Origin of the sequence: Streptomyces javensis (genome assembly GCF_039525925.1) — a bacterium.
Classification (GTDB): Bacteria; Actinomycetota; Actinomycetes; order Streptomycetales; family Streptomycetaceae; genus Streptomyces; species Streptomyces asiaticus.
Genome location: NZ_BAAAIF010000082.1, coordinates 1 through 20,538 on the forward strand (window position 1 = coordinate 1; position 20,538 = coordinate 20,538).

Sequence of the window (20,538 nt, forward strand, 5' to 3'; positions counted from 1 at the left end):
CGCGCCGCTCGGGGAGCCCGTGGCACGGCTGACCGCCGCCCATGGCGCGGCCGCCGTCCCCGCGGCCGCCTGCGGCGCCACCGCGCTCGTCCTGCTGGTCCACGCGTTCGGCGCCCTGTGCCGGGCCTCCGCCCATGGCGACCCCGGCGCGCATACCGCCCGGGCCGCTCATGACACCCGTACGACCCGCACCGCCCCGGACCGCGCCCCATAAGGCGTCCACCGCGCCCCGGAAGGGGCCCACCGCGTCCGTAACGCCACCGCGCCCGTAAGGCGCGCACCGCGTCCGTAAGGCGCCCACCGAACCCGCCACCCCCCGTCCTTCCCCCTCAATGAGTCCGAGGAGCAACCACATGAGCTGCGACATGACCGATCAGCGCGCCGGTACGGGGAGGCGCGACCGATGAGAGTCCTGTTGCTCGGGTCCGGCGGATTCCTCGGCCGCTATGTGGCCGAACACCTGCTCGCCGACCCCGCCGTCCAGCTCACCGCGCTCGGCCGCGGCGACGACGCCGATGTGCGGTTCGACCTCTCCAATGGCAGCCCGGGCGCGCTCACCCGCTTCCTCAACGCGGTCCACCCCGGCGTGGTGATCAACTGCGCCGGGGCCACCCGCGGCGGAGCGCGCGAGCTCACCCGGCACAACACCGTCGCCGTGGCCACCGTCTGCGAGTCGCTGCGCCGCAGCGGCTGCGGCGCCCGCCTCGTCCAGATCGGCTGCTCCTCCGAGTACGGGCCCTCGCAGCCCGGCTCGTCGACCGCCGAGGACGCCGTGCCGCGCCCCGGCGGCCCGTACGGCGTGAGCAAGCTCGCCGCCACCGAGCTGGTGCTGGGCTCCGGGCTGGACGCGGTGGTGCTGCGGGTCTTCTCGCCCGTGGGCCCGGGCACTCCGGCCGGTTCGCCGCTGGGGCGGCTCGCGGAGGCGATGCGGCGCGCGATGCAGTCCGGGGAGAACGAGCTCAAGCTGAGCGGCCTGGGCGTGCAGCGCGACTTCGTGGACGTACGGGATGTGGCGCGGGCGGTCCACGCCGCCTCGCTGTCGGCCGCGCAGGGCGTGGTCAACATCGGCAGCGGACGCGCCGTAAGGCTGCGCGAGGCGGCCTCCGTGCTCGCCAGGGTCGCCGGCTTCGGCGGCGCCCTGCACGAGATCGACACCCCGCCGGGGCGCGGGGGACCGCATCACGTCCCGGCCGCCGCGGTCCACGTCCCGGCGCCCGCCCATCCCCACGGCGCGGCCCACGGCCATGCCACCGCCCCCGCCCACCCCCAGGTGGCGGGCGAGCACGGCGGCGGCCCGGCAGGCGCGGGCGGCGCCACCACCTACCCCTACCCGGACGGCTGCGGCAGCTGGCAGCAGGCCGATGTGCGCACCGCCCGCGACCGGCTCGGCTGGCGCTCCAGGATCCCGCTGGAGGAGTCGCTCGCCGACATCTGGATGGAGGCGGCATGTCGCATCTGATTCCCGCGGACCCGGGGCACGAGGTCCCGGCCATCACCGCCCGGCTGGGCTTCGGAGTGCCCGGCTACGCCCACCCCCTGGTGGCGCCCACCGAGTGGGCCGAGCTCACCCGCCCCGGCGCGCCCCTGCACTGGGCGGTCCTCAACGTCGCCCGCGGCCCCGGCTCGCGCCGGGATCCGCACTGCCTTACGGCGGCGGCCCGGCTGCGCGCCACGGGCGTACGGGTGCTGGGCCATCTCGACCTGCGGTGCGGCACCCGCCCCTTCGGCGAGGTGATCAGTGACGCGAACCACTTCCTGGACTGGTACCAGGTGGACGGCTTCTGTCTGGAGCGCTGCCCGGTGGACCGCCCAGGACTGTCCGAGGTGCGCCGTACGGCGGCCACGCTGCGCGCGCTGCTGGGCGGCGCCTATCTGGTGCTCGGCCAGGGCATCCATCCGCATGAGGGCTATATGGAGCTCGCCGACCAGCTGGTGACCTTCCGGGGCTCATGGCCCGACTACCGTTGGTCCCAGGTGGCCGAGTGGACCGCTGGGTATCCGCCCGAACGGTTCTGCCACCAGGTGCACGGCGTACCGCGCCGGCATCTCGAGGAAGCGCTGAGGATCGCCCGCTGGCAGGGTGCGGGCACGATCTACTTCACCGACCGTACGGCTCATCCCGAGGGGCGGACCTGCACCGATTCCCCCTGGACGGCCCTGCCCGGCTACTGGGACGAAATCGTCTCGCGACTCGGACCACGTGTCATGGAATGAGATGGGGCGTGGCAGTGTTACGAGAAGAAAACCACCCCGCTCACGCGGGGGTGAACCGTCTGCTCCCTCCCCTTACGGAGTCCCCGTGTCGCTGCCACCCCTGGTCGAGCCGGCTCCCGAGCTCACCGTCGACGAGGTCCGCAGGTACTCGCGCCATCTGATCATCCCCGATGTCGGGATGGACGGGCAGAAGCGGCTGAAGAACGCCAAGGTGCTCTGTGTGGGCGCGGGCGGCCTCGGCTCCCCGGCCCTGATGTACCTCGCCGCGGCCGGCGTGGGCACCCTCGGCATCGTGGAGTTCGACGAGGTCGACGAGTCCAACTTGCAGCGCCAGATCATCCACAGCCAGGCGGACATCGGCCGGTCCAAGGCGGAGTCCGCCCGTGACTCGGTCCTCGGCATCAACCCGTACGTGAACGTCGTGCTGCACGAGGGCCGTCTCGAGGCGGACAACGTGATGGAGATCTTCTCCCAGTACGACCTGATCGTGGACGGCACCGACAACTTCGCCACCCGGTACCTGGTCAACGACGCGTGCGTGCTGCTGAACAAGCCGTACGTGTGGGGCTCGATCTACCGCTTCGACGGCCAGGCGTCGGTGTTCTGGTCCGAGCACGGCCCCTGCTACCGCTGCCTGTACCCGGAGCCCCCGCCGCCCGGCATGGTCCCGTCCTGCGCCGAGGGCGGCGTGCTGGGCGTGCTGTGCGCCTCCATCGGCTCCATCCAGGTCACCGAGGCCATCAAGGTGCTCACCGGCACCGGTGACCCGCTGGTCGGCCGCCTGATGATCTACGACGCCCTGGAGATGACCTACCGCCAGGTCAAGGTCCGCAAGGACCCGGACTGCGCGGTCTGCGGCCCGAACCCGACCGTCACCGAGCTGATCGACTACGAGGCGTTCTGCGGTGTGGTGTCGGACGAGGCCCAGGAGGCGGCGGCCGGTTCGACGATCACTCCCAAGCAGCTCAAGGAGTGGATCGACGACGGCGAGAACATCGACATCATCGATGTCCGCGAGCCGAACGAGTACGAGATCGTCTCGATCCCCGGCGCCCGGCTGATCCCGAAGAACGAGTTCCTGATGGGCGGCGCCCTCCAGGACCTTCCGCAGGACAAGAAGATCGTCTTGCATTGCAAGACGGGTGTCCGGTCGGCGGAAGTCCTGGCCGTCCTGAAGTCCGCGGGCTTCTCCGACGCCGTCCATGTGGGCGGCGGCGTGATCGGCTGGGTCAACCAGATCGAGCCCGACAAGCCGGTCTACTGATCTTCGGTACGCACCGCCCGTAACGGGGCCGGACCGCCGCGCCGACGGCGATCCGGCCCCTTACGGCTGTCGTCGGCGCCCTTACGGCTGCCACGAGAGCGTCAGCGGCACGTCTTGCCGCCCGCGGGCACCTTCCCGTCCAGCAGATAGGCGTTCACGGTCTTCGTCATGCAGGCGTTGCCGCTGTTGTACGCGCCATGGCCCTGCCCCTTGTAGGTGACCTCGACGCCCACGCCCTCGCCCAGCTCCCGCACCATCTTCCGGGCCCCCTCGTACGGGGTGGCCGGGTCGCCGGTGTTGCCGACCACGAGGATCGGCGCCGAGCCCTCGGCGCTGACGTCGGGGGTGTCCGTGGTGCCGTCCACCGGCCAGCCGGTGCAGCCGAGCATGCCCCAGGCCAGATACTCGCCGAAGACCGGTGACGCCTTGCGGAAGCGCGGTAGCTGGGCCTTCACATCGGTCACCGTGTAACGCTGCCTGTCGTCCACGCAGTTGATGGCCGCGTTGGCGGCGTTGATGTTGCTGTAGTGGCCGTTCTCGTCGCGGCCGGACATCGAATCGGCCATGGCGAGCAGCATGTTGCCCTCCTCGAGCTGCATCGCCTCCTGCAACCCGAGCGTCAGGTACTTCCAGCTCTCCTTGTCGTAGAGCGCGGCGGCGATACCGCTCAGCGCCCCGTCCTGGGTGAGCTTGCGGCCGCTCTCGGTGGACAGCGGCTTCTTGTCGAGCTTCTTCAGGAAGGCCACGATCCGGTCGGCACCGGCCGCCGGGTCACCGCCGGTGGGGCAGGCCGTGCCCTTCTTGGCGCAGTCCTCGAGGTAGTTGTCGAGCGCGAGCTGGAACCCCTTCGCCTGGCCGTAGGAGCCCTGCTCGGGGTCCTCGGTGGGGTCGACCACGGCGTCCAGGACCGCGCGTCCCACCCGCTTCGGGTACAGATGGGCGTAGACGCCGCCGAGTTCGGTGCCGTAGGAGATGCCGAAGTACGACAGCTTGTCGTCGCCCAGCACCTGCCGCATGAGGTCCATGTCACGCGCGGCGCTCACGGTGTCCACATGGCCGAGCACCTTGCCGGAACGCTTCTCGCAGCCCTTGATGAACGCCTTGGCGTCCGCCATCGCGGCCTTGACCTCGGCGTCGTCGTCCGGGGTGCTGTCCACGGCGTCCGAGGCGTCGATCTCCTTGTCGCTCTGGCACCGCACCCCGGCGCTCTCGCCGACCCCGCGCGGATCGAAGCTCACCAGGTCATAGCGTGAGCGCAGGGTGTCGTAGGCGGCGGCGAAACCGGGGAGCGAGGAGACACCGGAGCCGCCGGGTCCGCCGAAGTTGAACACCAGGGAGCCGATGCGCTTGCCCGATCCGGTGGCCTTGGCGCGGATCATGGCCAGATCGATCGTTTCGCCTCTGGGCTTCGCGTAGTCCAGTGGCGCCTTGAGAGTGGCGCATTCCCACTCGCTTCCCGGCTTCTCACCGGTGCCCTGCATCGCGGTCGGGGCGGGGCAGGACGACCAGTTGAGCTTCTGACCGGTGAGCGAGCCCGGCAGCCCGGAACCCGAGGGCGCGGCCGGGGCCGACGCCGAGGGCTCGGACGACGCCTTGCCCTGCTCGTTCCCCCCGTCGTCGTCGCAGCCCGCGACGGAGAGGAGGGTGACCATGGCGGTCATGGAGACCAGCGCCCTGGTCCGTATGGTGCGTGGGGAACTCGGCATATCCGGAGATCCTATGTCGGCTTTAGGCGCAGACCTTGCCCTTTGGAGGCACCGTGCCCCGGAGCAGATAGGCGTTGACCGTCTTTCGGACACAGGCGTTGCCGCTGTCGTACGCCCCATGGCCCTCGCCCTTGTAGGTGAGCTGGACGCCGACCCCGGGGCCCAGCTCCTTCGCCATCCGCGCGGCACCCTCGTACGGGGTCGCCGGGTCACCGGTGTTGCCGACGACCAGGATCGGCGCGGCTCCCTTGGCGCTCACGTCGGGCGTGGTCCAGGCGCCGTGGACCGGCCAGTCGGCGCACTGGGTCAGGCCCCACGCCATCATGTCGCCGAAGACGGGGGAGACCTTACGGAAGGTGGGCAGCTTCCGCTCGATGTCCGGGACCGTATAGCGCTGCTTGAAGTCGGCGCAGGTGATGGCGGTAAGGGCGGACTGGAGGGTGCTGTAGCGGCCGTCCGGGCCGCGTCCGTTCATGGCGTCCCCCAGGGCCAGCAGGATCCTGCCGTCGCCCTGTTGGGCTGCGGCGATCCCCTGGGTGAGGTACTGCCAGTACTCCCGCGAGTACAGGGATTGCGCGATACCCCCGTCGGCCAGGGACTCGGTCAGCTTCCGGCCGCCGTAGCCGCGCACCGGACGGCCGTCCAGCCGCTTCAGCAGCGTGCGGATCCGGTTCTGGGTGGGGCAGCTGTAGACGCTGGTCCTGGTGCACGCCTTCAGGTAGTCGTCGAGGGCGCGCTGGAACCCCTTGGCCTGGCCGAGCGCGCCCTGTTCGGGTGTCTGCATGGGGTCCACGACCCCGTCGAAGAGGGCGCGCCCCACCTGCTTCGGGTACAGATGGGCGTAGACGCCGCCGAGTTCGGTGCCGTAGGAGACGCCGAAGTAGTGCATCTTCTTGTCGCCGAGGACGCGTCGCATGAGATCCATGTCACGGGCGGCGTTGGTGGTGCCGACGTACGGCAGGATCGTGCCCGAGTTCTTCTCGCATCCGGTGGCGTAGGTCTTCACCCGGCGGACCAGGCTCTTCACCTCGGCGTTGTCGTCCGGGGTGGAGTCGGCGGCGTAGTAGGCGTCGAGCTGCCGGTCCCCGAGACAGCGCACCCCGCTGCTGCGGCCGACCCCGCGCGGATCGAAGCTGACCAGGTCGTAGCGGGTGCGCAGTTGCTTGTAGCTGCCCGCGAGCGCCGGGAGGGTGGCCACGCCCGAGCCGCCGGGGCCGCCGAAGTTGAAGATCAGCGAGCCGATCCGGTGGCGCCGGTCGGTGGCCTTGGCGCGGATCATGGCGATGCCGATGGTCTTGCCGTGCGGCTTGCGGTAGTCCAGCGGCGCGTGGAGCGTCGCGCACTCCCACTCCCCGCCGGGGGCCTTGGTGGCGGCCGCGTCCTGGCTCGGGGAGGGGGCGGGGCAGCTGGACCAGTCCGGCTTCTGGTGGGCCGAGGTGTCCGGACGCCCCCCGTCGCCGCCGCATCCGGCGGCCAGGGCGGTCAGCAGCAGGGCGGCGGACAGCGCACCGAGGCGCAGAGGTCGGGACACGGCGGCTCTCCCAGGGGTGGGGGTACCGCCATCGTGAGGTCCGTGGCCGCCGCACGCGCGCACAGCGGGGGCGTACGGGTGAGGGGAGGCCCGGGTGCCCGGAGGCCGCGGAAGGGCCTCAGCGGGGCCTCCACGGGCGCTACGGCGCCTCTTCGCGGCCGAGCCTGTCCAGCGCCCTTTCGCGGGCGAGCACCGGCGCTACAGCGCCTCTTTGCGGGTGAGGTGGGTGAAGGCCACCCAGCCGGGCAGCACCGGCAGCCAGAAGACCATCAGCCGGAAGAGCAGCACCGCGGGCGCCGCCGTCTCGTACGGCAGTCCGGCGAAGGTCAGGCCCGCGATCAGGGCGGCCTCGACCGCGCCCACACCGCCGGGGGTGGGCGCCGCCGACCCCAGGGCGTTGCCCGCGAGGAAGACGACCGCGATGCTCGCGTAGCTCAGCTCACCGCCGAACGCCCGGATCGCGGAGTCGAGGCACATCACGTTCGCGGCGGTCAGCAGCAGGGTGCCGCCAATACCGGCGAGCAGCTTCTTCGGCCGCTGAAGCACGTCCAGCATGCGCGGGACGACGCCCGCGAACAGCGACCGGACCCGGGTGGAGACGAACTTCCGCAGCACGGGAATGGCGGTCACCACCAGGACCAGGACGGCGGCCGTCAGCAGCCCGGCGATCACCGTCCGGGACGGCGAGAGCGCCGGGGTGCGCTCGGTGCCGGTGATGTAGCCGAAGGTCAGCAGCAGCACGATATGGCTGGCGAGCCCGAACAGCTGGGAGGCGCCCACACTGGCCACCGCGAGCCCCGGCCGCACCCCCGCGCGCTGGAGGAAGCGGGTGTTGAGGGCGACCCCGCCGACCGCCGCGGGCGCCACCAGCTTCACGAACGAGGCGGCCACCTGCGCCAGCACCGTCCGCCCGAGCGGCACCTTCTCCGGGACGAAGCCGAGCAGGCTCAGCGCCGCGGCCAGATAGGTGAGCGCGGAGAAGACGAGCGCGAAGATGACCCAGATCCAGTTGGCCTCGCCGACCAGGGCGCCCAGCTTGAGGTGGGTGAACTGGGACAGCAGGAAGTACGCGGCGAAGGCCCCCGCGCAGAAGCTGACCAGGGTGCGCGGCTTGATGCGCTCCAGCCGTTCGGGCTCTATCGGAGCCTGGGGCCGCACCAGCAGTACCTGCTGGCGGATCTGGGAGAGCAGATCCTCCTCGCGGGCGTCCTCCAGGGCCTCCTCGATGGCGCGCTTCTCCGCCTGCTTCTCGGCCTTGGCCGTCTTGCGGTCGCCCACGGCCGCCTCCGGGCCCCCGGCGGCCTCCTGTGCCTCCCGCGCCTCGGCCTCCCGGGCCTCCTTGGCCTCCTTGGCGGCGTGGGACGCCTCCAGGACGGCCTCCCGGTGGCGCTGGGCACGTTCGCGCGCGAGCTGGCGCAGGGTCGCGCGGGTGCCCCGGCCGAGCGCCAGGGGCTGGAGCAGCGGAAGGCTTCCGGCGACCGCGTCCGGGCCGAGGACCTCCACCGCGGCGGTCACGGAGCGCTCGGCGCCCACCCGCAGCCCCAGGGTGGTCAGCAGCTGGGCGATGTCCATCCGCAGCACCACGTCGCCGGCCGCGATCTCACCGCTGCGCAGATCGGTCAGGAAGACCGTGCCGTTGCGGTCGACCAGCAGGGCGTCGCTGTCCAGCCGCCGGTGGGCGATCCGCCGCGACTGGAGCGCCTGGACCTGGTGCCAGGCCCCGGCCAGCAGCTCGTCGGTGATCGCCTCGTCCGGCAGGGCGTGCAGCGGGCGCCCGCCGACGTGCTCGTAGACGAGCATCACGGCGTCCGGGCCGAGCTCGGAGGTGGCGATCAGCTTGGGCGCGTTGGCCCCGGCCGCGATGGCCGCGTAGGCGAGCAGCGCCTCCTGCTCCAGGGCCTGGCGCAGCGACTGGAGGCTGCGCGGCGGGGTGATCGTCCGCAGGGTCAGCCGCTGCCAGACGCCGTAGAAGAAGCCCTGGGCCTGCTGCTCCCGGTCGACGACCGTGACGTCCAGGGGCGGGCCGTCCTCCAGGGTGACCAGATAGCGGCGGCCCCGGTCGCCATGGCCGCCGTGCTCGTCCTCGGGCTCCTCGGCGCGCATGGCGCTGACCGGGTTGAAGCCGACCCGGCGCAGCCCGGCGAGCAGGTGCTGTCCGGTGGGGCGAACGTTGGGGGAGCCGACCGCGTAGAGCGTGCCATAGGCCACCGCCCAGCCGATGAGCACCGTAAGGATGATCGAGAACGGTGTGGTGTAGCCGCCCACGAGCACCGCGAAGGCGTCGAGCAGCAGTACGCACCACATGGCCACCCGCCAGCGCGGGCGCCGGGCCATGCCGACGGCCGTCATATAGGCGATGACGGGGGCGAGATAGCCGTGCACGGGGTCGCTGAAGGTGCCGCCGGGCGCGGGCTGGGTGAGCGCCTCGCGGAGCGAGCCGGGGGCGCCTCTGGCGACCCAGAGGTCCATGGCCAGGGACACCCCGTGGGCCAGCACCGCGGCCAGCACGCCGTCGGCGATCCGCAGTCCGTCCCGTTTGATCAGCCGCTCGAAGGCGAAGGCCACCGGCAGGACGAGGACGGCCACCCCGGCCGTGAGCCCCGCGAAGTCGATCAGTAGCGGGGGCGCCTGGTTGGCGCCGTGCCCGATGTCCTTCTCCAGACCCGCGGTGGTGCCGTGTGCGAAGGCCGCGATGGCGAGCACGATGGCCATGCCGAGGATCCCGAGCAGCGTCCGCAGCAGATCGGAGGGGCGGTGCACACGGGCCGGCAGCAGCGGTTCGTCGCCGGAGACCCGGTCCACATGGCCCTCCGGTCCGTCCGGGCCGCAGTCATCCCCCGAGCCCGGGGCCTCTGCGTCTGGCCGACCGGGCGGTGTCGTGGAGTGCGGCAACGACTCCGGGGTGCGGGCCTCCTCCTCCGGAGGCTGCGCACCCTGCTGCTTCGCCGTCTCTTCTTGATCTCGTATCACCAGTCACCGCCCGGAAGATGGTGGCATGCCCGGGCTGCGGAGGGGGGCATCAGGGTGCATTTCGGGGACGTGGACCCCGAATGGTACGCCCTGCTGAGGATTCCCGCACAATGCGTGATCGAACCGCGATCCGTCCCGGAGCGGACCCGTCGCGACCCTGCGCGGGGCGCGCGGGAGTGCGCTCCGCGGGGCGTGCGGAGGGGCGTGCGGGCATGCGTGCGGCGGACGCGTGGGGCGCGGCTGTCGTCGGGGCTGTCGGAGGGGTGCGGCAGGATGGGACGGATGAGCCGGGAGAGCAGGGAGCCGGAGTACGGGGACAGCTCCGAGGAGCTGCCCGAGTACGCCGAGCGGGTGCTGGAGGTGGCCGAGCTGATCCCCTCCGGCCGCGTGATGACCTATGGGGATGTCGCCGAATGGCTGGAGGAGGGCGGCCCGCGCCAGGTGGGGCGGGTGATGGCGCTCTACGGGGGCGCCGTGCCGTGGTGGCGGGTGGTGCGCGCGGACGGTGTGCTGCTGCCGGGCCATGAGCTGCGCGCCCTTGGCCACTACCGCGAGGAGGGCACCCCGCTGCGCGAGGCGGCGCGCTCGGCCGAGGGCCATGTGCCGCGGATCGACATGGCCAGGGCGCGGTGGGACGGGGGCGGGCAGGACCACGGCCGCTAGCGGGACGGCTTTCGCAAGCGCGGCGGGCCCGGGGCGGCCGTCCTCGGGGGCGGCGGACGCGCGGCCGTGCCGGGGCGCGGTGAGCGCGGGGCCGTACGCGTATGCGGCGGGCCCGCGTTGGTACCGGCGTCCGGCGAGCCTGAGGCTGGGAGCGCGTGCGGCGGGCTCGCGGTCGTACCGGCGGTATCCACAGCCATCCGGGTGAGGCCCGACAGCACATGAGAGGCTGTCCCGCACCCAGCCAACCCACCAGGACCGGCGATCCAACGTGAGCTCCTCCCCCTCGTCCCTTCCACGGCAGCGGCAGGCGCGGCAGCCGTCCTCACGGCAGTCGGCCCAGGGCGTCTACCGCCTGCTCCGTCAGCGGCCGGAGCCAGGTGCCCTTCCTGTCCTGGACGCACGGCAGCGCGCTGTGGTTGAGCATCGGGGCGGTCCTCTGCTGGTGCTCGCCGGGCCCGGCACGGGCAAGACGACGACGCTCGTGGAGGCGGTGGCCCGCCGGGTGCGCGAGGGCGCGGATCCCGAGCGGCTCCTGGTGCTCACCTTCAGCCGTAAGGCGGCCGTCGAACTGCGCGACCGCATGTCCGCGCGGCTGGGCGGCGCGAGCGCCCCGCGGGCCACGACCTTCCACTCCTATTGCTACGCACTGGTCCGCGCCCACCAGGACGTCGACCTCTTCGTGGATCCGCTGCGGCTGCTCTCCGGACCGGAACAGGACGTCGTGGTCCGGGAACTGCTCGCCGGTCAGGCCGAGCTGGCGAGCGAGGGCCGGGCCTCCGTCCGCTGGCCGGACGACCTGCGCGCCTGCCTGACCACGCGGGGCTTCGCCGACGAGGTGCGCGCGGTGCTGGCCCGCAGCCGGGAGCTGGGCCTCGGCCCACGGTCGCTGGGGGAGTTCGCCGAGCGCACCGGTCGCCCCGACTGGTCCGCCGCGGCCGGCTTCCTCGCCGAGTACCTCGACGTCCTGGACGCCCAGGGGGTGCTGGACTACGCGGAGCTGGTGCACCGGGCGGTGCTGCTCGCCGGACGGCCCGAGGTCGCGGCCGAGCTGGCGGGGCGGTACGACGCGGTGTTCGTGGACGAGTACCAGGACACCGACGTGGCCCAGGGGCGGCTGCTGCGGGCGCTCGCGGGCGGCGGCAGGACCCTGCTCGCCTTCGGCGACCCCGATCAGTCGATCTACGCCTTCCGCGGCGCCGACGTGGGCGGCATCCTCCGCTTCCGCGAGGACTTCCCGAGGGCGGACGGGCGGCCCGCCGACATGGAGGTCCTCACCGTCTCCCGGCGCTCGGGGGCCGCCCTGCTCGCGGCCACCCGGCAGATCTCCGTCCGGATGCCGCTCACCCGGCTGCCCGCGCGAGCCGTAAGGGCGCACCGGGAACTCGCGGCCACCCGCGACGGCGGCCGCGTCGAGGCGTACACCTACCCGACCGCGGGCGCCGAGCTCGACAATGTGGCCGACATCCTGCGCCGCGCCCATCTGGAGGACGGGGTGCCTTGGCGCGAGATGGCCGTCCTGGTGCGCGCCGGGGGGCGCTCGATCCCGGGCGTGCGCCGGGCGCTCACCTCGGCCGGTGTCCCCGTCGAGGTGGACGGCGATGACATCCCGCTGCGCCATGAGCCCGCCGTGGCCCCCCTGCTGACGGCGCTGCGGGCGGCCGCCACGGCCGCGCTGCCGGACAGCGGCGGGCTGTCCGCGGTCCTCGGCGTCGAGACCGCCCTGACCCTGCTCGCCTCGCCCCTGGGCGGTATGGACGCCGCCGACCTGCGCCGCCTGGGCCGCGCGCTGCGCGAGGAGGAGCGGTCGGCCGGGCGGGCGGTGCCGCGCCCCTCCGACGTCCTGCTCGCCGAGGCGCTCGCCGAGCCGGAGCGGCTGGCCGTCCACGACCCGGCGTACGCGCGCGGCGCCCAGAACCTCGGGCGGCTGCTGCGCACGGCCCGGGAGGAGCTGGCCCGGGGCGGCACCGCCGAACAGGCGCTGTGGGGGCTGTGGGACGGCACTCCCTGGCCCGGCCGCCTGGAGCGGGCCGCCCAGCGCGGCGGCACCTCCGGGCGGAACGCCGACCGCGACCTGGACGCGGTGTGCGCGCTGTTCGAGACCGCCGCGCGCGCCGAGGAGCGCACCGGCGGCCGTGGCGCCCTCAACTTCCTGGAGGAGATCGACGCCCAGGACATAGCGGCCGACACCCTCTCCCGCCGGATGGTCCGCCCCGACGCCGTACGGCTGATGACCGCCCACCGCTCCAAGGGGCTCGAATGGGCCCTGGTCGTCGTCGCCGGGGTGCAGGAGGGGCTGTGGCCCGATCTGCGGCGGCGCGGCTCGCTCCTGGAGGCCGACCGGATCGGCCGGGACGGGCTGGCCGAGCCGCTGCCGCCGGGCGCCCTGCTGGCCGAGGAGCGGCGGCTGTTCTACGTGGCGGCGACGCGCGCCAAGGAGCGGCTCGTGGTCACCGCCGTCAAGGCCGCCTCCGAGGACGGGGACCAGCCCTCCCGCTTCCTCGCCGAACTGGGCGTCCCGCCCACCGACGTCGTCCACCGGCCGCGCCGCCCGCTGTCCGTCGCCGCGCTCGTCGCCGAGCTGCGCGCCACCACCGTCGACCCGGACGCCTCGGAGGTGCTGCGCGACGCCGCCGCGCGCCGGCTGGCGCGGCTCGCGGCGCTGCGCGACGAGGAGGGCCGCCCGCTGGTCCCGGCCGCCCACCCCTACCGCTGGTGGGGGCTGTACGAGCCGACGCACAGCGAGGTCCCGCTGCGCGACCGGGACCGGCCCGTGGCGCTGTCCGGCAGCGCGCTCGACCAGCTCGTCAACACCTGCTCGCTCCAGTGGTTCCTGGGGCGCGAGGTGAAGGCGGACGCGCCCTCGACGGCCGCCCAGGGCTTCGGCAACGTCGTGCACGTCCTGGCCGACGAGGTCGCCTCCGGCCGTACCCCGGCCGATCTCGCGGTCCTCATGGAGCGCCTGGACTCCGTATGGGACGCGCTCGCCTTCGACGCCCCCTGGAAGTCACGGCAGGAGAAGGAGCAGGCACGGGCGGCCCTGGAGCGCTTTCTGCGCTGGCACGTGATGGAGCGCGGCGGCCGCGCCCCGGTCGCCACCGAGCACTCCTTCGACGTCACGCTCGAAGCCGACGTCTATAAGGTGCGCATCCGCGGCAGCATGGACCGCGTCGAGACGGACGAGCGGGGGCGCGCCTATGTGGTCGACTTCAAGACCGGTAGGCAGGCCGTGACCCGCGGCGACGTCGAGCACCACCCCCAGCTGGCGGTCTATCAGCTGGCGGTGCGCGAGGGCGCCGTGGACGACGTCTTCGACGGCGGGCGCCCAGAGCCGGGCGGCGCGGAGCTCGTCCAGCTGCGGCAGGGCGCCGCCAAGAAGGACGGCGGCGACGACGTCCCCAAGGTCCAGGCCCAGGAGCCGCCGGACGGGGAGTGGGTCGGGCAGCTGCTCGCCACCGCGGCCGGGCGCGTCCTGGACGAGCGGTTCACCCCGAGCACGGGCGACCACTGCGAGCGCTGCGCCTTCCGGGGCGCGTGCAGCGCGCGGGCGGAGGGGCGCCATGTGGTCGAGTGACGCCGGCGCGCACGGGGCCGGGGCGGCGCGGCACCGGGCTGGAGCGGCGCGGCACCAGGCTGGAGCGGCGCGGCGCCGGGCCGACGCCATGGCCCCTCTAGCCGTGACCCCGGGGCGGCCGTCGACCGGCGCGGCGGGGCGTGTCGGTGGGCACCGATAGCCTCACTGGAGTGTCAGCCCGCATCACCGATCCCGAGGAGCTCAAGGAACTCCTCGGGATCCCGTTCACCCCGGAGCAGGTGGCGTGCATCACCGCACCGCCCGCCCCGCAGGTAATCGTCGCCGGGGCGGGTTCGGGCAAGACCACGGTGATGGCCGCCCGCGTCGTCTGGCTGGTCGGCACCGGACGGGTCGCGCCCGACCGGGTGCTCGGCCTCACCTTCACCAACAAGGCCGCCGGAGAGCTGGCGGAGCGCGTCCGCAAGGCCCTCGTCACGGCGGGCATCGTGGACCCGGACCCGGATCCGGGCGCCACCGAGGAGGCCCCGGGCGAGCCCGCCATCTCCACCTACCACGCGTTCGCGGGACAGTTGCTGAAGGACCACGGGCTGCGCATCGGCCTCGAGCCGAGCGCCCGGCTGCTCGCCGACGCCACCCGCTTCCAGCTCGCCGCGCGCGTCCTGCGCTCCGCCCCCGGCCCGTATCCGGCGCTCACCCGCCCCTTCTCCGACCTGGTCACCGATCTGCTCGCGCTCGACGCCGAGCTCGCCGAGCACCTCGTCCCCACCGGGCGGCTGCGCGCGTACGACACCGAGCTGCTGCGGACGCTGGAGGGCACGCGGCTCACCAACGAGGCGCTGCGCAAGGTGCCCGAGGCCGCCCGCGCCCGCCAGGAGCTGCTGGGCCTGGTCGAGGCGTACCGCGACGAGAAGCGCCGCCGCGATCTGCTCGACTTCGGCGACCAGATCGCCCATTCGGCCACCCTGGCCCTGGACCACCCGGAGGTCGGCCGGATCCTGCGCGAGCAGTTCGCGGTCGTGCTGCTCGACGAGTACCAGGACACCTCCGTCGCCCAGCGGCTGCTGCTGTCCGGCCTCTTCGGCGGCGGCACCGGACACCCCGTCACCGCCGTCGGTGACCCCTGTCAGGCCATCTACGGCTGGCGCGGCGCCTCCGTGGCCAACCTGGACGACTTCCCCGAGCACTTCCCGCACGCCGACGGCCGCCCGGCCGAGCGCTTCGCGCTCAGCGAGAACCGGCGCAGCGGCGGCCGCCTCCTGGACCTCGCCAACGGGCTGGCCGCCCCGCTGCGCGCCATGCACGAGGGCGTCGAGGCGCTGCGCCCCGCGCCCGGCGCCGAGCGGGACGGGGCGGTGCGCTGTGCGCTGCTGCCCACCCACGCCGAGGAGCTGGCCTGGCTCGCCGACTCCATCGCCCACCTGGTGCGCACCGGCACCGCGCCCGGTGAGATCGCGGTGCTGTGCCGTACGGCGGGTGACTTCGCACAGATCCAGGGCGCGTTGGTGGAGCGGGACGTTCCGGTGGAGGTGGTGGGCCTGTCGGGGCTGCTGCACCTGCCGGAGGTGGCCGACCTGGTGGCGGTCTGCGAGGTCCTCCAGGACCCGGGGGCCAACGCCGCGCTGGTCCGTCTGCTCACCGGGCCGCGCTGGCGGATCGGTCCCCGCGACCTCGCGCTGCTCGGCCGCCGCGCCCGCGCGCTGGTCTCCTACGGCGGGCCGGACGGGGCGGAGGACGATCCGGACCGACGGCTCGCCGAGGCCGTCGAGGGCACCGACCCCGCCGAGGTGATCTCCCTCGCCGACGCCCTCGACACCTTCCTGGAGGCGGGCGGCGGCCCGGACGACGGGCTGCCCTTCTCGGCCGACGCACGGGTCCGGTTCGCCCGGCTCGCCGCCGAACTCCGCGAGCTGCGCCGCTCGCTGGCCGATCCGCTGATGGACGTCCTCCACCGGGTCCTGGCCACCACGGGGCTCGAGGTCGAGCTGTCCGCCTCACCGCAGGCCCTGGCCGCGCGCCGCCGCGAGACGCTCGGCAACTTCCTGGACGTCGCGGCCTCCTTCGCGGGCCGGGAGGGCGGCGCGGCCGTGGACGGCGAGGCCACCCTTCAGGGCTTCCTCGGCTTTCTGCGCACCGCCGCGCAGTACGAGAAGGGGCTCGACAACGCCCTGCCCGGCGGCGAGAACACGGTCAAGGTGCTCACCGCCCACAAGGCCAAGGGGCTGGAGTGGGACGTGGTGGCGGTGCCGGGGCTGGTCGCCAAGCAGTTCCCGAGCGAACAGTCCCGCGAGTCCTGGACGGCGAACGCCAAAGTGCTGCCGCACGAGCTGCGCGGGGACGCGCGGACCCTCCCGGACATCACCGCCTGGGACAGCAAGGGGATCGCCGCCTTCAAGGACGCCATGAAGGGGCACCAGCGGACCGAGGAGCTGCGGCTGGGCTATGTGACCTTCACCCGGCCGCGCTCGCTGCTGCTGGGCTCCGGGCACTGGTGGGGCCCCACCCAGAAGCGTCCGCGCGGCCCGTCGGGCTTCCTGGACGCGCTGCGCGAGCACTGCGAGGCGGGGTACGGCGAGATCGAGGCATGGGCCGCACCGCCGGAGGAGGGCTCGGAGAACCCGGCCCTGCGGGAGTCGGCGGCCGACCGGGCCTGGCCGCTTCCGCTGGACCCGGCCGCGCTGCGCCACCGGCGCCGCGCCGCCGATGTGGTGCTCGCCCATCTGGCGCGCATCGAGACGGTGGGGGATGAGCCGACCGCGCGGGACGAGGAGCACCCCTCGTCGGAGGAGCACCCCTCGTCGGACGGGGATCTCTTTCCGGAGCCCCCGGAGGAGCTCGAACCCCCGGAGGACCCGGAGTGGCCCGAGCCTCCGGAGGATCCTTACGGTTCGTACGAGGACGAGCCGTACGACGGCGCGCCGCCCCCCGACCCTCACGGCGTGCCGGAACCCGGCGTACCGGAACCTGGCGTACCGGAACCCGATGTGTCCGAAATCACGTCAGAACGGGCCGAGGGCGAGCCGACGCCCGAGGAGGCCCGGCTGATCGGGTCCTGGGACCGCGATCTGGACGCGCTCGCCGGAGAGCTGCGCCGGGCCCGCGAGACCGTGCACGAGGTGCCACTGCCGGGCACGCTCACCGCGTCCCAGCTGCTGCGCCTCGCCGCCGACCCGGACGGCTTCGCACGGGAGCTGGCCCGCCCCATGCCCCGGCCGCCGCGCCCCGCCGCGCGGCGCGGCACCCGCTTCCACGCCTGGGTCGAGTCGCGCTTCGAGGCGCTGCCGCTGCCCTTCCTGGGCCCGGACGAGCTGCCCGGCGGCGAGGACGACGAGGCGGAGATCGCCGACGAGCGGGATCTGGCCGCGCTCAAGGAGGCGTTCGCCCGCACGCCGTACGCCCGTCGCACCCCTTACCGAGTGGAGGTGCCGGTCCAGCTGACCCTGGCGGGCCGCACCATCCGCGGCCGAATCGACGCGGTGTACCGCGAGTCGGGTACGGGCCCCGACGACGGCCCGCGCTACGAGATCGTCGACTGGAAGACCGGCCGCTCCCAGGACGCCGATCCGCTCCAGCTGGCCATCTACCGCGTCGCCTGGGCCGAACAGCACGGGCTGCCCCTGTCGGCGGTCACGGCGGCCTTCGTGTACGTACGCAGCGGCGAGGTGGTCCGCCCCGCCGGGCTGCCCGGCCGGGCCGGGCTCGAGCGCGTCCTGCTCGGGGAACCGGGGGACGCGTACATCGGCGGGGAGGCAGGCGCGGACGTCGGCCCGAACGGAGGCGCGGACGTCGGCCGGGACGGAGACGCGGATACGACCGGAAATGACCGTATCGATGGCGAAGCCGTCACCGAGAGCGAGCGCACCTGAGCGGCCCGGAGGCCCCCGCCCTCGCCCGGCCGCGGGCCGGATAGGCTCGCATGCATGAGCAACACCCCGGACACGGACAACGCCGTCCGCGCCTTTGTGGACGGCCATCGCGCCGCCTTCCTCGCCGAGCTCTCCGAGTGGCTGCGCATCCCGTCCGTATCCGCCGACCCCGCCCGCGCCGAGGACGTCCGGCGCGGCGCCCAGTGGCTCAGGGACCACCTGGCCGCCACGGGCTTCCCGGTGACTGAGATATGGGACACACCGGGCGCCCCGGCAGTGTTCGCCGAATGGCCGTCCGGTGATCCCGACGCCCTTACGGTGCTCGTCTACGGCCACCACGACGTCCAGCCCGCCGACCGCGCGGACGGCTGGCGCACCGACCCCTTCGAGCCCGTCGTCGAGGACGGCAGGCTCTACGCCCGCGGCGCCGCCGACGACAAGGGACAGGTCCTCTTCCACACCCTTGGGATACGGGCGCACCTGGCCGTGACCGGCCGTGCCGCACCCGCGGTGAACCTCAAGCTGCTGATCGAGGGCGAGGAGGAGTCCGGCTCCCCGCACTTCCCCGAGCTGGTCCGCGCGCACGCCGACCGGCTGGCCTGCGACACCGTGATCGTCTCCGACACCGGGATGTGGTCCGAGGACACCCCGACCGTCTGCACCGGTATGCGGGGCCTCGTCGAGTGCCAGATCGACCTCCACGGCCCCGGGCAGGACATCCACTCCGGCTCCTTCGGCGGCGCGGTCCCCAACCCGGCCACCGAGGCCGCCCGGCTGGCCGCCGCGCTGCACGACGACGACCGTAAGGTGGCGATCCCCGGCTTCTACGACGGCGTCGTGGAGCTGACCGACCGTGAGCGCGAACTCTTCGCCGAGCTGCCGTTCGACGAGGCGGCCTGGCTGCGGACCGCGCATTCACGGGCCACGCTCGGCGAGGCCGGGTACTCCACCCTGGAGCGGATCTGGGCCCGTCCGACCGCCGAGGTCAACGGCATCGGCGGGGGCTACCAGGGGCCGGGCGGAAAGACCATCGTGCCCTCGGCCGCCCAGCTGAAGCTGTCCTTCCGGCTGGTGGCGGGCCAGGACGTGGAGAAGATCCAGTCGGCCGTGCGGGACTGGGTCGCCGCCCGGATCCCGGCCGGGATCCGCCATGAGATCACCTATTGGGGCGCCACCCGCCCCTGTCTGACCCCGCTGGACCACCCCGCGCTCCAGTCGGTCGTCCGCGCCATGGGGCGCGTCTTCGGCCAGGAGGTCCGCTTCACCCGCGAGGGCGGATCGGGCCCCGCCGCCGACCTCCAGGACATCCTCGGCGTTCCGGTGCTCTTCCTGGGCATCTCGGTGCCGTCCGACGGCTGGCACGCGCCCAACGAGAAGGTCGAGCTCGGCCTGCTCATGAAGGGTGCCGAGACGGCCGCCCACCTCTGGGCCGATCTCGCCGAGAATGGACGGAATTAGCTTGCTCTGTTACGTGAACCACCCATTCCTCTGGGGGAGTTGGAAGCAGCCGTGACCACCTCGACCGACCACGCCACCGACCGGCCGATCACGCTCAGCGCACCGAGCGGCATCGACCGCTCCGCGCACCACCGCTTGGACGAGGCGTGGCTGGCCGCTGCGTGGAGCCACCCGACGACGCGCGTCTTCGTGGTCTCCGGCGGCCAGGCCCTGGTCGACGACGCCCCGGACGGCCGCACCGAACTCGTGATGACCCCGTCCTTCGAGGCCCCGCCCACCGAGAACCACCGCTACTTCCTGGGCACCGACGAGGAGGGCGTGCGCTACTTCGCGCTCCAGAAGGACTCCCTGCCGGGGCGGATGGACCAGTCGGCACGCCCCGCCGGGCTGCGCGAGGCGGGCGCGCTGCTGTCCGAGCGCGACGCGGGGCTGCTGGTGCACGCGGTCGCGCTGGAGAACTGGCAGCGGCTGCACCGCTTCTGCTCACGCTGCGGTCAGCGCACGGTGATCGCGGCGGCGGGCCATATCCGCCGCTGCCCGGCGTGCGGGGCCGAACACTACCCGCGCACCGACCCCGCCGTGATCATGCTGGTGAAGGACGATCAGGACCGGGCGCTGCTGGGGCGCCAGGTGCACTGGCCGGAGGGGCGCTTCTCGACGCTGGCGGGCTTCGTGGAGCCGGGCGAGTCGATCGAGCAGGCCGTGGTCCGCGAGGTGGCGGAGGAGGCCGGTGTCACGGTCGGCGAGGTCGAGTACGTGGCCAGCCAGCCGTGGCCGTTCCCGTCCAGCTTGATGCTCGGCTTCATGGCCCGGGCCACGTCCTCCCGGATCCAGGTGGACGGGGAGGAGATCCACGAGGCGCGCTGGTTCTCCCGGGAGGACCTGCGGGCCGCGTTCGAGTCCGGGGAGGTCCTGCCTCCCTCCGGGATCTCGATCGCGGCCCGGCTGATCGAGCTCTGGTACGGCGAGCCGCTGCCGCGGGGCTGAGTCAGAGGCCGCGGAACCGACTCAGAGACCGTGGGGCGGACGCTGCGGCCGCGGGACCGACGCAGAGACCGCCGGAGGCCGGGTCAGACCCCGACCTTGGCCTTGACCTGCGCCAGGGACGGGTTGGTCAGGGTCGACCCATCGGGGAAGAGAACGGTCGGCACGGTCTGGTTGCCACCGTTCGCCTTCTCGACGAAGGCCGCGGACTCCGGGTCCTGCTCGATGTTGATCTCGGTGTAGGCGATGCCCTCGCGGTCCATCTGCCCCTTCAGGCGTCGGCAGTAGCCGCACCAGGTGGTGCTGTACATCGTCACAGTGCCGGACATCGGTCTTCGCTCTCCTCGGGTTCG

At 73.4% G+C, this 20,538-nt stretch carries 12 protein-coding genes and 1 pseudogene; 9 read left to right on the forward strand and 4 right to left on the reverse strand.

Annotated features, from left to right (window positions below; all coding sequences use genetic code 11):
• The 4 genes and pseudogenes from ABD329_RS41315 to moeZ form a co-directional block, all read left to right on the forward strand.
• A pseudogene (locus tag ABD329_RS41315) lies at nt 1-214 on the forward strand (hypothetical protein); the annotation flags it as partial.
• Between the two features lie 189 nt (nt 215-403).
• Nucleotides 404-1,459: an SDR family oxidoreductase gene (locus ABD329_RS41320; protein WP_344317760.1), complete on the forward strand. Its 1,056-nt coding sequence runs from the start codon at nt 404-406 to the stop codon at nt 1,457-1,459.
• Complete coding sequence (locus ABD329_RS41325) at nt 1,447-2,214, forward strand: spherulation-specific family 4 protein (RefSeq protein WP_198278104.1); 768 nt, start codon at nt 1,447-1,449, stop codon at nt 2,212-2,214. The genes ABD329_RS41320 and ABD329_RS41325 overlap by 13 nt, the downstream gene beginning before the upstream one ends.
• An 85-nt stretch (nt 2,215-2,299) precedes the next feature.
• Nucleotides 2,300-3,478 carry an adenylyltransferase/sulfurtransferase MoeZ gene (gene moeZ, locus ABD329_RS41330; RefSeq protein ID WP_037952294.1) on the forward strand — a complete coding sequence of 393 codons (1,179 nt, stop codon included), beginning with the start codon at nt 2,300-2,302 and terminating at the stop codon, nt 3,476-3,478.
• Nucleotides 3,479-3,579: 101 nt separating this feature from the next.
• Here the strand turns inward: moeZ and ABD329_RS41335 are convergent, their stop codons facing one another.
• The 3 genes from ABD329_RS41335 to ABD329_RS41345 form a co-directional block, all read right to left on the reverse strand.
• The gene (locus tag ABD329_RS41335) at nt 3,580-5,184 is read right to left on the reverse strand and encodes an alpha/beta hydrolase (RefSeq protein WP_198278105.1); all 1,605 of its coding nucleotides are present in this window, start codon (nt 5,182-5,184) and stop codon (nt 3,580-3,582) included.
• A 22-nt stretch (nt 5,185-5,206) separates the two neighbouring features.
• Entirely contained in the window at nt 5,207-6,715 is a 1,509-nt protein-coding gene (locus tag ABD329_RS41340) for an alpha/beta hydrolase (protein ID WP_198278106.1), read from the reverse strand.
• Between the two features lie 198 nt (nt 6,716-6,913).
• Nucleotides 6,914-9,685, reverse strand: coding sequence for a flippase-like domain-containing protein (locus ABD329_RS41345; protein ID WP_198278107.1), 2,772 nt, complete (start codon nt 9,683-9,685; stop codon nt 6,914-6,916).
• Nucleotides 9,686-9,967: 282 nt separating this feature from the next.
• Here ABD329_RS41345 and ABD329_RS41350 point away from each other — a divergent pair, with 282 nt between their 5' ends.
• The 5 genes from ABD329_RS41350 (at nt 9,968) to nudC (ending at nt 20,188) form a co-directional block, all read left to right on the forward strand.
• Nucleotides 9,968-10,348 (forward strand): MGMT family protein, encoded by a 381-nt coding sequence (locus ABD329_RS41350; protein ID WP_425574440.1) that lies wholly within the window; start codon nt 9,968-9,970, stop codon nt 10,346-10,348.
• Between the two features lie 391 nt (nt 10,349-10,739).
• The gene (locus ABD329_RS41355; protein ID WP_246618574.1) at nt 10,740-13,919 is read left to right on the forward strand and encodes an ATP-dependent helicase; all 3,180 of its coding nucleotides are present in this window, start codon (nt 10,740-10,742) and stop codon (nt 13,917-13,919) included.
• A 170-nt stretch (nt 13,920-14,089) separates the two neighbouring features.
• Complete coding sequence (locus tag ABD329_RS41360) at nt 14,090-17,743, forward strand: ATP-dependent helicase (protein ID WP_344317762.1); 3,654 nt, start codon at nt 14,090-14,092, stop codon at nt 17,741-17,743.
• 54 nt (nt 17,744-17,797) lie between these two features.
• Complete coding sequence (locus tag ABD329_RS41365) at nt 17,798-19,201, forward strand: dipeptidase (protein ID WP_198281160.1); 1,404 nt, start codon at nt 17,798-17,800, stop codon at nt 19,199-19,201.
• A 51-nt stretch (nt 19,202-19,252) separates the two neighbouring features.
• Nucleotides 19,253-20,188 (forward strand): NAD(+) diphosphatase, encoded by a 936-nt coding sequence (gene nudC / locus ABD329_RS41370; protein ID WP_198281159.1) that lies wholly within the window; start codon nt 19,253-19,255, stop codon nt 20,186-20,188.
• Between the two features lie 83 nt (nt 20,189-20,271).
• On the opposite strand, the gene ABD329_RS41375 is transcribed toward nudC, so the two are convergent.
• Entirely contained in the window at nt 20,272-20,514 is a 243-nt protein-coding gene (locus ABD329_RS41375) for a mycoredoxin (protein WP_020868579.1), read from the reverse strand.
• Between the last annotated feature and the right edge of the window lie 24 nt (nt 20,515-20,538).